Origin of the sequence: Mycobacterium ulcerans subsp. shinshuense, assembly GCF_002355775.1 — a bacterium.
Taxonomy (GTDB): Bacteria; Actinomycetota; Actinomycetes; order Mycobacteriales; family Mycobacteriaceae; genus Mycobacterium; species Mycobacterium marinum.
This window is the reverse complement of sequence record NZ_AP017625.1, coordinates 44815-61181: the sequence shown is the minus strand read 5'-3', so window position 1 is coordinate 61181 and position 16367 is coordinate 44815. Positions and strand designations below refer to the sequence as shown.

At 63.5% G+C, this 16367-nt stretch carries 1 protein-coding gene (running past one end of the window); it reads left to right on the top strand.

The genetic code is table 11. The features are described from left to right. Window positions 1–16367 carry the 3' portion of a type I polyketide synthase gene (locus SHTP_RS26455; RefSeq protein ID WP_096372705.1) on the top strand. 26056 nt of this gene lie to the left of the window's left edge, so 16367 of the gene's 42423 nt are visible here — the last part of the coding sequence; the start codon falls outside the window, past its left edge; the stop codon is at window positions 16365–16367.

Here is a 16367-nt window from a genome sequence, read left to right as displayed (position 1 = left end):
GCGTCACCGTGATGAGCACACCTGCGGTTTTCACCGAGTTCTCCCGCCAACGCGGCCTGGCCCCAGATGGACGCTGCAAAGCTTTCGCCGCTACCGCCGATGGCACCGGCTGGGGTGAAGGCGCCGCGGTCTTGGTCCTTGAACGGCTCTCCGAGGCCCGCCGCAACAACCACCCGGTCCTTGCGATCGTCGCTGGATCGGCGATCAACCAAGACGGCGCATCCAACGGACTGACCGCACCCCACGGCCCGTCACAACAACGCGTCATCAACCAAGCACTAGCCAACGCCGGCCTCACCCACGACCAGGTCGACGCCGTCGAAGCCCACGGCACCGGCACCACACTGGGTGACCCCATCGAAGCCGGCGCCCTACACGCCACCTACGGCCACCACCACACGCCCGATCAACCGCTTTGGCTGGGGTCCATCAAATCCAACATCGGCCACACCCAAGCCGCCGCCGGCGCCGCCGGTGTGGTCAAGATGATCCAAGCCATCACCCACGCCACCTTGCCCGCCACCTTGCACGTCGACCAACCCAGCCCCCACATCGACTGGTCCAGCGGCACAGTCCAACTCCTAACCGAGCCCATCCAATGGCCCAACACCGACCACCCCCGCACCGCGGCGGTGTCCTCATTCGGCATCAGCGGCACCAACGCCCACCTCATCCTCCAACAACCCCCCACCCCCGACACCACACAAACCCCCGACACCACAACAGGTTCTGATCCCGCAGTGGGTTCTGATCCCGCAGTGGGTTCTGATCCCGCAGTGGGTGTACTGGTGTGGCCGTTGTCAGCGCGTTCAGCGCCGGGGTTAAGCGCACAAGCGGCCCGTCTGTACCAGCATCTCAGCGCCCACCCCGATCTGGATCCGATCGATGTAGCCCACAGCCTGGCTACCACACGCAGCCACCACCCCCACCGCGCCACCATCACCACCAGCATTGAGCACCACAGCGAAAACAACCACGACACAACCGATGCGCTGGCCGCACTGCACGCCCTGGCCAACAACGGCACACACCCCCTGCTGAGCAGAGGCCTGCTGACCCCACAGGGCCCCGGCAAAACAGTGTTCGTGTTCCCCGGACAGGGCAGTCAATACCCCGGCATGGGCGCAGATCTCTACCGCCAATTCCCCGTGTTCGCCCACGCCCTCGACGCATGCGACGCAGCGTTACAGCCTTTCACTGGATGGTCGGTGCTAGCTGTGTTACACGACGAACCCGAGGCCCCGTCGTTGGAGCGGGTCGATGTGGTCCAGCCTGTGTTGTTCTCGGTGATGGTGTCGTTAGCCGCACTCTGGCGGTGGGCCGGAATCACCCCCGATGCAGTCATCGGCCACTCCCAGGGCGAGATCGCCGCGGCACATGTGGCCGGAGCCCTGACCTTGCCCGAAGCAGCTGCGGTAGTGGCTTTGCGCAGCCGTGTCTTGACCGACCTGGCCGGTGCCGGTGCCATGGCTTCAGTGCTATCGCCCGAGGAACCACTGACCCAGCTGCTGGCACGGTGGGACGGCAAGATCACTGTCGCCGCAGTTAACGGCCCCGCTAGCGCTGTGGTCTCCGGCGATACCACAGCGATCACCGAATTGCTGACTACCTGCGAACACGAAAACATCGACGCTCGCGCTATCCCGGTGGACTACCCCTCTCATTCCCCCTATATGGAACACATCCGCCATCAGTTCCTCGACGAGCTACCCGAGCTGACACCGCGGCCATCAACCATCGCGATGTATTCCACCGTCGACGGCGAACCTCACGACACCGCCTACGACACCACCACAATGACCGCGGACTACTGGTACCGCAACATCCGTAACACTGTCCGGTTCCATGACACTGTCGCTGCCCTGCTCGGGGCGGGTGAGCAGGTTTTCCTGGAACTCTCACCTCACCCGGTGTTGACACAAGCGATCACCGACACCGTCGAACAAGCCGGCGGCGGCGGCGCAGCAGTGCCAGCTTTACGCAAGGATCGCCCTGATGCTGTCGCGTTCGCTGCAGCACTCGGCCAGCTGCACTGCCATGGCATCAGCCCATCCTGGAATGTTCTTTACTGCCAGGCCCGCCCCCTCACACTGCCCACCTACGCTTTCCAGCATCAGCGTTACTGGCTGCTGCCCACCGCCGGTGATTTCAGCGGGGCCAATACCCACGCCATGCATCCGCTGCTAGACACCGCCACCGAACTGGCCGAAAACCGCGGATGGGTGTTCACCGGCCGGATCAGCCCACGCACCCAACCATGGCTAAACGAACACGCCGTCGAATCAGCCGTGCTGTTCCCAGGCACCGGATTTGTCGAGCTAGCGCTGCATGTCGCTGACCGTGCCGGATATTCCTCGGTCAACGAACTGATCGTGCACACCCCCCTGCTGCTCGCTGGCCACGACACCGCGGATCTACAGATCACCGTCACCGACACCGATGACATGGGCCGGCAGTCTCTTAACATCCACTCGCGCCCACATATCGGCCATGACAACACCACCACCGGCGATGAACAACCCGAGTGGGTTCTGCATGCCAGCGCAGTCCTGACCGCACAAACCGCCGACCACAACCACCTCCCCCTAACGCCTGTGCCGTGGCCTCCACCCGGCACAGCCGCGATCGAGGTGGATGACTTCTACGACGACCTAGCTGCACAGGGCTACAACTACGGCCCAACATTCCAAGGTGTGCAACGGATATGGCGTGACCACGCCACACCCGATGTCATCTACGCCGAAGTTGAACTACCCGAAGACACCGACATCGACGGCTACGGCATCCACCCCGCCCTATTCGACGCCGCTTTACACCCCCTACTCGCCCTGACCCAACCCCCCACCAACAACACCGATGACACCAACACCGCAGACACCGGTGACCAGGTGCGGCTGCCCTACGCCTTTACCGGCATCAGTTTGCGCGCCACCCACGCCACCCGATTGCGGGTACGGCTGACCCGTACCAACACCGATGCCATCACCGTGCACACCAGTGACACCACCGGAGCCCCGGTGGCGATCATCGACTCATTGATCACCCGCCCCCTCACCACCGCCACAGGGTCTGCTCCGGCAGCCACGGCAGCTGGCCTACTACACCTGAGCTGGCCACCACACCCCGACACCACGACCGACACCGACACCGACACCGATGCCCTGCGGTATCGGGTGATCGCCGAACCCACTCAACAGCTGCCCCGCTACCTGCACGACCTACACACCAGCACCGACCTGCACACCAGCACCACCGAAGCAGACGTGGTTGTGTGGCCGGTACCGGTGCCCAGCAACGAAGAGCTCCAGGCACACCAAGCATCCGACACCGCGGTGTCTTCTCGGATACACACCCTGACCCGCCAAACACTTACCGTGGTGCAGGACTGGCTCACTCACCCCGACACCACCGGCACCCGACTGGTCATCGTGACCCGCCACGGCGTCAGCACCAGTGCCCACGACCCGGTCCCCGACCTAGCCCACGCCGCAGTGTGGGGCCTGATCCGCAGCGCCCAAAACGAACACCCCGGACGCTTCACACTGCTCGACACCGACGACAACACCAACAGCGACACCCTCACCACCGCCCTAACCCTGCCAACCCGCGAAAACCAACTGGCCATACGCCGCGACACCATCCACATCCCCCGCCTGACCCGACACAGCAGTGACGGTGCGCTCACTGCGCCGGTGGTGGTAGATCCTGAGGGCACGGTGTTGATCACCGGGGGGACCGGGACGCTGGGTGCCTTGTTTGCCGAGCATCTGGTTTCTGCCCATGGTGTCCGGCATCTGTTGTTGACCTCGCGGCGCGGACCTCAGGCCCACGGTGCCACCGATCTGCAGCAGCGGCTCACCGATCTAGGTGCTCATGTCACCATCACGGCCTGCGATATCAGCGACCCCGAAGCACTGGCCGCCCTGGTCAATTCAGTGCCCACACAACACCGTTTAACCGCGGTAGTGCACACCGCCGCGGTATTGGCCGACACCCCAATCACCGAGTTGACCGGCGATCAACTCGACCAGGTGCTGGCCCCCAAAATCGACGCGGCATGGCAGCTGCACCAACTCACCTACGAACACAACCTGTCTGCATTCATCATGTTCTCGTCCATGGCCGGAATGATAGGCAGTCCCGGTCAGGGTAACTACGCGGCAGCCAACACCGCGTTAGATGCTCTCGCCGACTACCGCCACCGCCTGGGCTTGCCCGCGACCAGCCTGGCCTGGGGCTACTGGCAGACTCACACCGGTCTCACCGCGCATCTAACCGATGTAGATCTAGCCCGCATGACCCGCCTGGGTTTGATGCCCATCGCCACCAGCCACGGACTGGCCCTGTTCGATGCCGCCCTCGCCACCGGACGGCCCGTTTCGATACCCGCCCCGATCAACACCCACACCCTGGCCCGACACGCCCGCGACAACACCCTGGCCCCGATCCTGTCTGCGCTGATCACCACACCACGGCGCCGGGCGGCTTCTGCCGCAACCGATCTCGCTGCCCGCCTCAACGGACTTAGCCCCCAACAGCAACAACAAACACTGGCCACCCTCGTGGCCGCGGCCACCGCCACCGTGCTGGGCCACCACACCCCCGAAAGCATCAGCCCAGCCACCGCGTTCAAAGACCTCGGAATCGATTCGCTGACCGCCCTTGAACTGCGCAACACCCTCACCCACAACACCGGCCTGGATCTGCCCCCCACCCTCATCTTCGATCACCCCACACCCCATGCGGTGGCCGAGCATCTGCTTGAACAGATCCCTGGCATCGGTGCCCTGGTGCCGGCTCCGGTGGTGATCGCAGCTGGTCGTACCGAGGAGCCGGTGGCGGTGGTGGGGATGGCGTGTCGTTTCCCCGGTGGTGTCGCATCAGCGGATCAGTTGTGGGACTTGGTGATCGCTGGCCGTGATGTGGTGGGTAATTTTCCGGCCGATCGGGGTTGGGATGTGGAGGGACTGTTTGATCCCGATCCGGACGCGGTCGGCAAAACCTACACCCGTTACGGCGCGTTCCTTGACGATGCGGCAGGTTTTGATGCCGGGTTCTTTGGGATCTCTCCACGGGAGGCACGCGCGATGGACCCCCAGCAGCGGCTGCTGCTGGAGGTGTGCTGGGAAGCGCTAGAAACCGCGGGTATTCCCGCGCACACCTTGGCCGGCACCTCCACCGGGGTGTTCGCCGGAGCCTGGGCCCAGTCCTACGGCGCCACCAACTCCGATGACGCTGAGGGGTATGCGATGACCGGTGGCGCGACTAGCGTCATGTCCGGCCGTATCGCCTACACCTTGGGCCTAGAAGGTCCAGCGATCACCGTTGACACCGCCTGCTCGTCATCGCTGGTGGCAATTCACCTGGCCTGCCAATCCTTACGCAACAACGAATCCCAGCTAGCACTGGCCGGCGGCGTCACCGTGATGAGCACACCTGCGGTTTTCACCGATTTCTCCCGCCAACGCGGCCTGGCCCCAGATGGACGCTGCAAAGCCTTCGCCGCTACCGCCGATGGCACCGGCTTTGGTGAAGGCGCCGCGGTCTTGGTCCTTGAACGGCTCTCCGAGGCCCGCCGCAACAACCACCCGGTCCTTGCGATCGTCGCTGGATCGGCGATCAACCAAGACGGCGCATCCAACGGACTGACCGCACCCCACGGCCCGTCACAACAACGCGTCATCAACCAAGCACTAGCCAACGCCGGCCTCACCCACGACCAGGTCGACGCCGTCGAAGCCCACGGCACCGGCACCACACTGGGTGACCCCATCGAAGCCGGCGCCCTACACGCCACCTACGGCCACCACCACACGCCCGATCAACCGCTTTGGCTGGGGTCCATCAAATCCAACATCGGCCACACCCAAGCCGCCGCCGGCGCCGCCGGTGTGGTCAAGATGATCCAAGCCATCACCCACGCCACCTTGCCCGCCACCTTGCACGTCGACCAACCCAGCCCCCACATCGACTGGTCCAGCGGCACAGTCCAACTCCTAACCGAGCCCATCCAATGGCCCAACACCGACCACCCCCGCACCGCGGCGGTGTCCTCATTCGGCATCAGCGGCACCAACGCCCACCTCATCCTCCAACAACCCCCCACCCCCGACACCACACAAACCCCCGACACCACAACAGGTTCTGATCCCGCAGTGGGTTCTGATCCCGCAGTGGGTTCTGATCCCGCAGTGGGTGTACTGGTGTGGCCGTTGTCAGCGCGTTCAGCGCCGGGGTTAAGCGCACAAGCGGCCCGTCTGTACCAGCATCTCAGCGCCCACCCCGATCTGGATCCGATCGATGTAGCCCACAGCCTGGCTACCACACGCAGCCACCACCCCCACCGCGCCACCATCACCACCAGCATTGAGCACCACAGCGAAAACAACCACGACACAACCGATGCGCTGGCCGCACTGCACGCCCTGGCCAACAACGGCACACACCCCCTGCTGAGCAGAGGCCTGCTGACCCCACAGGGCCCCGGCAAAACAGTGTTCGTGTTCCCCGGACAGGGCAGTCAATACCCCGGCATGGGCGCAGATCTCTACCGCCAATTCCCCGTGTTCGCCCACGCCCTCGACGCATGCGACGCAGCGTTACAGCCTTTCACTGGATGGTCGGTGCTAGCTGTGTTACACGACGAACCCGAGGCCCCGTCGTTGGAGCGGGTCGATGTGGTCCAGCCTGTGTTGTTCTCGGTGATGGTGTCGTTAGCCGCACTCTGGCGGTGGGCCGGAATCACCCCCGATGCAGTCATCGGCCACTCCCAGGGCGAGATCGCCGCGGCACATGTGGCCGGAGCCCTGACCTTGCCCGAAGCAGCTGCGGTAGTGGCTTTGCGCAGCCGTGTCTTGACCGACCTGGCCGGTGCCGGTGCCATGGCTTCAGTGCTATCGCCCGAGGAACCACTGACCCAGCTGCTGGCACGGTGGGACGGCAAGATCACTGTCGCCGCAGTTAACGGCCCCGCTAGCGCTGTGGTCTCCGGCGATACCACAGCGATCACCGAATTGCTGACTACCTGCGAACACGAAAACATCGACGCTCGCGCTATCCCGGTGGACTACCCCTCTCATTCCCCCTATATGGAACACATCCGCCATCAGTTCCTCGACGAGCTACCCGAGCTGACACCGCGGCCATCAACCATCGCGATGTATTCCACCGTCGACGGCGAACCTCACGACACCGCCTACGACACCACCACAATGACCGCGGACTACTGGTACCGCAACATCCGTAACACTGTCCGGTTCCATGACACTGTCGCTGCCCTGCTCGGGGCGGGTGAGCAGGTTTTCCTGGAACTCTCACCTCACCCGGTGTTGACACAAGCGATCACCGACACCGTCGAACAAGCCGGCGGCGGCGGCGCAGCAGTGCCAGCTTTACGCAAGGATCGCCCTGATGCTGTCGCGTTCGCTGCAGCACTCGGCCAGCTGCACTGCCATGGCATCAGCCCATCCTGGAATGTTCTTTACTGCCAGGCCCGCCCCCTCACACTGCCCACCTACGCTTTCCAGCATCAGCGTTACTGGCTGCTGCCCACCGCCGGTGATTTCAGCGGGGCCAATACCCACGCCATGCATCCGCTGCTAGACACCGTCACCGAACTGGCCGAAAACCGCGGATGGGTGTTCACCGGCCGGATCAGCCCACGCACCCAACCATGGCTAAACGAACACGCCGTCGAATCAGCCGTGCTGTTCCCAGGCACCGGATTTGTCGAGCTAGCGCTGCATGTCGCTGACCGTGCCGGATATTCCTCGGTCAACGAACTGATCGTGCACACCCCCCTGCTGCTCGCTGGCCACGACACCGCGGATCTACAGATCACCGTCACCGACACCGATGACATGGGCCGGCAGTCTCTTAACATCCACTCGCGCCCACATATCGGCCATGACAACACCACCACCGGCGATGAACAACCCGAGTGGGTTCTGCATGCCAGCGCAGTCCTGACCGCACAAACCGCCGACCACAACCACCTCCCCCTAACGCCTGTGCCGTGGCCTCCACCCGGCACAGCCGCGATCGAGGTGGATGACTTCTACGACGACCTAGCTGCACAGGGCTACAACTACGGCCCAACATTCCAAGGTGTGCAACGGATATGGCGTGACCACGCCACACCCGATGTCATCTACGCCGAAGTTGAACTACCCGAAGACACCGACATCGACGGCTACGGCATCCACCCCGCCCTATTCGACGCCGCTTTACACCCCCTACTCGCCCTGACCCAACCCCCCACCAACAACACCGATGACACCAACACCGCAGACACCGGTGACCAGGTGCGGCTGCCCTACGCCTTTACCGGCATCAGTTTGCGCGCCACCCACGCCACCCGATTGCGGGTACGGCTGACCCGTACCAACACCGATGCCATCACCGTGCACACCAGTGACACCACCGGAGCCCCGGTGGCGATCATCGACTCATTGATCACCCGCCCCCTCACCACCGCCACAGGGTCTGCTCCGGCAGCCACGGCAGCTGGCCTACTACACCTGAGCTGGCCACCACACCCCGACACCACGACCGACACCGACACCGACACCGATGCCCTGCGGTATCGGGTGATCGCCGAACCCACTCAACAGCTGCCCCGCTACCTGCACGACCTACACACCAGCACCGACCTGCACACCAGCACCACCGAAGCAGACGTGGTTGTGTGGCCGGTACCGGTGCCCAGCAACGAAGAGCTCCAGGCACACCAAGCATCCGACACCGCGGTGTCTTCTCGGATACACACCCTGACCCGCCAAACACTTACCGTGGTGCAGGACTGGCTCACTCACTCCGACACCACCGGCACCCGACTGGTCATCGTGACCCGCCACGGCGTCAGCACCAGTGCCCACGACCCGGTCCCCGACCTAGCCCACGCCGCAGTGTGGGGCCTGATCCGCAGCGCCCAAAACGAACACCCCGGACGCTTCACACTGCTCGACACCGACGACAACACCAACAGCGACACCCTCACCACCGCCCTAACCCTGCCAACCCGCGAAAACCAACTGGCCATACGCCGCGACACCATCCACATCCCCCGCCTGACCCGACACAGCAGTGACGGTGCGCTCACTGCGCCGGTGGTGGTAGATCCTGAGGGCACGGTGTTGATCACCGGGGGGACCGGGACGCTGGGTGCCTTGTTTGCCGAGCATCTGGTTTCTGCCCATGGTGTCCGGCATCTGTTGTTGACCTCGCGGCGCGGACCTCAGGCCCACGGTGCCACCGATCTGCAGCAGCGGCTCACCGATCTAGGTGCTCATGTCACCATCACGGCCTGCGATATCAGCGACCCCGAAGCACTGGCCGCCCTGGTCAATTCAGTGCCCACACAACACCGTTTAACCGCGGTAGTGCACACCGCCGCGGTATTGGCCGACACCCCAATCACCGAGTTGACCGGCGATCAACTCGACCAGGTGCTGACCCCCAAAATCGACGCGGCATGGCAGCTGCACCAACTCACCTACGAACACAACCTGTCTGCATTCATCATGTTCTCGTCCATGGCCGGAATGATAGGCAGTCCCGGTCAGGGTAACTACGCGGCAGCCAACACCGCGTTAGATGCTCTCGCCGACTACCGCCACCGCCTGGGCTTGCCCGCGACCAGCCTGGCCTGGGGCTACTGGCAGACTCACACCGGTCTCACCGCGCATCTAACCGATGTAGATCTAGCCCGCATGACCCGCCTGGGTTTGATGCCCATCGCCACCAGCCACGGACTGGCCCTGTTCGATGCCGCCCTCGCCACCGGACGGCCCGTTTCGATACCCGCCCCGATCAACACCCACACCCTGGCCCGACACGCCCGCGACAACACCCTGGCCCCGATCCTGTCTGCGCTGATCACCACACCACGGCGCCGGGCGGCTTCTGCCGCAACCGATCTCGCTGCCCGCCTCAACGGACTTAGCCCCCAACAGCAACAACAAACACTGGCCACCCTCGTGGCCGCGGCCACCGCCACCGTGCTGGGCCACCACACCCCCGAAAGCATCAGCCCAGCCACCGCGTTCAAAGACCTCGGAATCGATTCGCTGACCGCCCTTGAACTGCGCAACACCCTCACCCACAACACCGGCCTGGATCTGCCCCCCACCCTCATCTTCGATCACCCCACACCCCATGCGGTGGCCGAGCATCTGCTTGAACAGATCCCTGGCATCGGTGCCCTGGTGCCGGCTCCGGTGGTGATCGCAGCTGGTCGTACCGAGGAGCCGGTGGCGGTGGTGGGGATGGCGTGTCGTTTCCCCGGTGGTGTCGCATCAGCGGATCAGTTGTGGGACTTGGTGATCGCTGGCCGTGATGTGGTGGGTAATTTTCCGGCCGATCGGGGTTGGGATGTGGAGGGACTGTTTGATCCCGATCCGGACGCGGTCGGCAAAACCTACACCCGTTACGGCGCGTTCCTTGACGATGCGGCAGGTTTTGATGCCGGGTTCTTTGGGATCTCTCCACGGGAGGCACGCGCGATGGACCCCCAGCAGCGGCTGCTGCTGGAGGTGTGCTGGGAAGCGCTAGAAACCGCGGGTATTCCCGCGCACACCTTGGCCGGCACCTCCACCGGGGTGTTCGCCGGAGCCTGGGCCCAGTCCTACGGCGCCACCAACTCCGATGGCGCTGAGGGGTATGCGATGACCGGCGGCTCGACTAGCGTCATGTCCGGCCGTATCGCCTACACCTTGGGCCTAGAAGGTCCAGCGATCACCGTTGACACCGCCTGCTCGTCATCGCTGGTGGCAATTCACCTGGCCTGCCAATCCTTACGCAACAACGAATCCCAGCTAGCACTGGCCGGCGGCGTCACCGTGATGAGCACACCTGCGGTTTTCACCGAGTTCTCCCGCCAACGCGGCCTGGCCCCAGATGGACGCTGCAAAGCTTTCGCCGCTACCGCCGATGGCACCGGCTTTGGTGAAGGCGCCGCGGTCTTGGTCCTTGAACGGCTCTCCGAGGCCCGCCGCAACAACCACCCGGTCCTTGCGATCGTCGCTGGATCGGCGATCAACCAAGACGGCGCATCCAACGGACTGACCGCACCCCACGGCCCGTCACAACAACGCGTCATCAACCAAGCACTAGCCAACGCCGGCCTCACCCACGACCAGGTCGACGCCGTCGAAGCCCACGGCACCGGCACCACACTGGGTGACCCCATCGAAGCCGGCGCCCTACACGCCACCTACGGCCACCACCACACGCCCGATCAACCGCTTTGGCTGGGATCCATCAAATCCAACATCGGCCACACCCAAGCCGCCGCCGGCGCCGCCGGTGTGGTCAAGATGATCCAAGCCATCACCCACGCCACCTTGCCCGCCACCTTGCACGTCGACCAACCCAGCCCCCACATCGACTGGTCCAGCGGCACAGTCCAACTCCTAACCGAGCCCATCCAATGGCCCAACACCGACCACCCCCGCACCGCGGCGGTGTCCTCATTCGGCATCAGCGGCACCAACGCCCACCTCATCCTCCAACAACCCCCCACCCCCGACACCACACAAACCCCCGACACCACAACAGGTTCTGATCCCGCAGTGGGTTCTGATCCCGCAGTGGGTGTACTGGTGTGGCCGTTGTCAGCGCGTTCAGCGCCGGGGTTAAGCGCACAAGCGGCCCGTCTGTACCAGCATCTCAGCGCCCACCCCGATCTGGATCCGATCGATGTAGCCCACAGCCTGGCTACCACACGCAGCCACCACCCCCACCGCGCCACCATCACCACCAGCATTGAGCACCACAGCGAAAACAACCACGACACAACCGATGCGCTGGCCGCACTGCACGCCCTGGCCAACAACGGCACACACCCCCTGCTGAGCAGAGGCCTGCTGACCCCACAGGGCCCCGGCAAAACAGTGTTCGTGTTCCCCGGACAGGGCAGTCAATACCCCGGCATGGGCGCAGATCTCTACCGCCAATTCCCCGTGTTCGCCCACGCCCTCGACGAGGTCGCTGCGGCGCTGAACCCGCATCTCGATGTTGCGTTGCTTGAGGTGATGTTCAGCCAACAAGACACTGCCATGGCGCAACTGCTGGACCAGACCTTCTATGCACAACCGGCGTTGTTCGCGCTGGGAACCGCTCTACATCGATTGTTCACCCACGCCGGTATCCACCCGGACTACCTGCTAGGCCACTCCATCGGAGAACTCACCGCGGCATACGCCGCCGGTGTGCTGTCACTGCAAGACGCAGCCACCTTGGTCACAAGCCGAGGACGACTGATGCAATCCTGCACGCCCGGCGGGACGATGCTCGCGCTACAAGCCAGCGAAGCAGAAGTACAACCGCTGCTTGAAGGCCTAGACCACGCCGTGTCCATCGCCGCGATCAACGGAGCAACGTCGATCGTACTGTCAGGAGATCACGACAGCCTCGAACAAATCGGCGAGCACTTCATTGCCCAAGATCGACGTACCACCCGACTGCAGGTCAGTCACGCTTTCCACTCTCCACATATGGACCCCATCCTCGAACAATTCCGCCAGATCGCGGCCCAACTCACCTTCACCGCACCCACCTTGCCCATCTTGTCCAACCTCACCGGGCAGATCGCCCGCCACGACCAACTCGCCTCACCTGACTATTGGACCCAACAGCTACGTAACACTGTCCGGTTCCATGACACTGTCGCTGCCCTGCTCGGGGCGGGTGAGCAGGTTTTCCTGGAACTCTCACCTCACCCGGTGTTGACACAAGCGATCACCGACACCGTCGAACAAGCCGGCGGCGGCGGCGCAGCAGTGCCAGCTCTACGCAAGGATCGCCCTGATGCTGTCGCGTTCGCTGCAGCACTCGGCCAGCTGCACTGCCATGGCATCAGCCCATCCTGGAATGTTCTTTACTGCCAGGCCCGCCCCCTCACACTGCCCACCTACGCTTTCCAGCATCAGCGTTACTGGCTGCTGCCCACCGCCGGTGATTTCAGCGGGGCCAATACCCACGCCATGCATCCGCTGCTAGACACCGCCACCGAACTGGCCGAAAACCGCGGATGGGTGTTCACCGGCCGGATCAGCCCACGCACCCAACCATGGCTAAACGAACACGCCGTCGAATCAGCCGTGCTGTTCCCAGGCACCGGATTTGTCGAGCTAGCGCTGCATGTCGCTGACCGTGCCGGATATTCCTCGGTCAACGAACTGATCGTGCACACCCCCCTGCTGCTCGCTGGCCACGACACCGCGGATCTACAGATCACCGTCACCGACACCGATGACATGGGCCGGCAGTCTCTTAACATCCACTCGCGCCCACATATCGGCCATGACAACACCACCACCGGCGATGAACAACCCGAGTGGGTTCTGCATGCCAGCGCAGTCCTGACCGCACAAACCGCCGACCACAACCACCTCCCCCTAACGCCTGTGCCGTGGCCTCCACCCGGCACAGCCGCGATCGAGGTGGATGACTTCTACGACGACCTAGCTGCACAGGGCTACAACTACGGCCCAACATTCCAAGGTGTGCAACGGATATGGCGTGACCACGCCACACCCGATGTCATCTACGCCGAAGTTGAACTACCCGAAGACACCGACATCGACGGCTACGGCATCCACCCCGCCCTATTCGACGCCGCTTTACACCCCCTACTCGCCCTGACCCAACCCCCCACCAACAACACCGATGACACCAACACCGCAGACACCGGTGACCAGGTGCGGCTGCCCTACGCCTTTACCGGCATCAGTTTGCGCGCCACCCACGCCACCCGATTGCGGGTACGGCTGACCCGTACCAACACCGATGCCATCACCGTGCACACCAGTGACACCACCGGAGCCCCGGTGGCGATCATCGACTCATTGATCACCCGCCCCCTCACCACCGCCACAGGGTCTGCTCCGGCAACCACGGCAGCTGGCCTACTACACCTGAGCTGGCCACCACACCCCGACACCACGACCGACACCGACACCGACACCGATGCCCTGCGGTATCGGGTGATCGCCGAACCCACTCAACAGCTGCCCCGCTACCTGCACGACCTACACACCAGCACCGACCTGCACACCAGCACCACCGAAGCAGACGTGGTTGTGTGGCCGGTACCGGTGCCCAGCAACGAAGAGCTCCAGGCACACCAAGCATCCGACACCGCGGTGTCTTCTCGGATACACACCCTGACCCGCCAAACACTTACCGTGGTGCAGGACTGGCTCACTCACCCCGACACCACCGGCACCCGACTGGTCATCGTGACCCGCCACGGCGTCAGCACCAGTGCCCACGACCCGGTCCCCGACCTAGCCCACGCCGCAGTGTGGGGCCTGATCCGCAGCGCCCAAAACGAACACCCCGGACGCTTCACACTGCTCGACACCGACGACAACACCAACAGCGACACCCTCACCACCGCCCTAACCCTGCCAACCCGCGAAAACCAACTGGCCATACGCCGCGACACCATCCACATCCCCCGCCTGACCCGACACAGCAGTGACGGTGCGCTCACTGCGCCGGTGGTGGTAGATCCTGAGGGCACGGTGTTGATCACCGGGGGGACCGGGACGCTGGGTGCCTTGTTTGCCGAGCATCTGGTTTCTGCCCATGGTGTCCGGCATCTGTTGTTGACCTCGCGGCGCGGACCTCAGGCCCACGGTGCCACCGATCTGCAGCAGCGGCTCACCGATCTAGGTGCTCATGTCACCATCACGGCCTGCGATATCAGCGACCCCGAAGCACTGGCCGCCCTGGTCAATTCAGTGCCCACACAACACCGTTTAACCGCGGTAGTGCACACCGCCGCGGTATTGGCCGACACCCCAATCACCGAGTTGACCGGCGATCAACTCGACCAGGTGCTGGCCCCCAAAACCGACGCGGCATGGCAGCTGCACCAACTCACCTACGAACACAACCTGTCTGCATTCATCATGTTCTCGTCCATGGCCGGAATGATAGGCAGTCCCGGTCAGGGTAACTACGCGGCAGCCAACACCGCGTTAGATGCTCTCGCCGACTACCGCCACCGCCTGGGCTTGCCCGCGACCAGCCTGGCCTGGGGCTACTGGCAGACTCACACCGGTCTCACCGCGCATCTAACCGATGTAGATCTAGCCCGCATGACCCGCCTGGGTTTGATGCCCATCGCCACCAGCCACGGACTGGCCCTGTTCGATGCCGCCCTCGCCACCGGACGGCCCGTTTCGATACCCGCCCCGATCAACACCCACACCCTGGCCCGACACGCCCGCGACAACACCCTGGCCCCGATCCTGTCTGCGCTGATCACCACACCACGGCGCCGGGCGGCTTCTGCCGCAACCGATCTCGCTGCCCGCCTCAACGGACTTAGCCCCCAACAGCAACAACAAACACTGGCCACCCTCGTGGCCGCGGCCACCGCCACCGTGCTGGGCCACCACACCCCCGAAAGCATCAGCCCAGCCACCGCGTTCAAAGACCTCGGAATCGATTCGCTGACCGCCCTCGAACTGCGCAACACCCTCACCCACAACACCGGCCTGGATCTGCCCCCCACCCTCATCTTCGATCACCCCACACCCACCGCGCTAACCCAACACCTGCACACCCGACTCACCCAAAGCCATACCACGGTCGGACCAATTGCGTCCCTGCTAAGCCACGCGATCGATGAGGGCAAATTCCGTGCCGGCGCTGACCTATTGATGGCCGCATCCAATTTGAACCAAAGTTTCAGCAATATGGCTGAACTCAACCAGCTCCCGGCCGTGACGGACATAGCTGACGCGTCTCCTGATGGGCTACTCACCCTGATCTGCATCTCTACCTCAGAGAATGAGTACGCTCGCCTCGCTGCTGCGAACATTCATTCACTGACCTTCGCTGAAATTGCGGCGCCCGGCTTTTACGACGCGCAGCTGCCAAATTCGATAGAGACGTCGGCAGAGGCGCTGGCAACTGCCATCACAGGCGCCTACGCAAATACGTCCATTGTTCTGGTAGCGCACTCCATTGTCTGCGAGCTAGCTCAGGCAACGATGACACGTCTACAAGACGCTGACATCGATCTTGTGGGTCTGGTTCTGTTGGATCCACTCGAAGGGACTAACAGCACTGAAGATTATGTAGAGACAGTCTTGACTCGAATCGAGCATATCAATGCACCGAGGGTCGGAGTAGACGGTTACCTTGCCGCCCTGGGCCGCTACCTGCAATTCCACGAAGACCGCCGAATACCAATACCGGAAACACGGCACATGACACTGCACTCGGACACGAAAATTGACCGTGCCCAAACACCAATGAACTTATTACAAGATGGGGCAGCGTTGACCGCCCTCAGAATAGGAAACTGGATGAACGACGTGGGTGTTGCCCTCTCTGTCAACCTTGAGTGA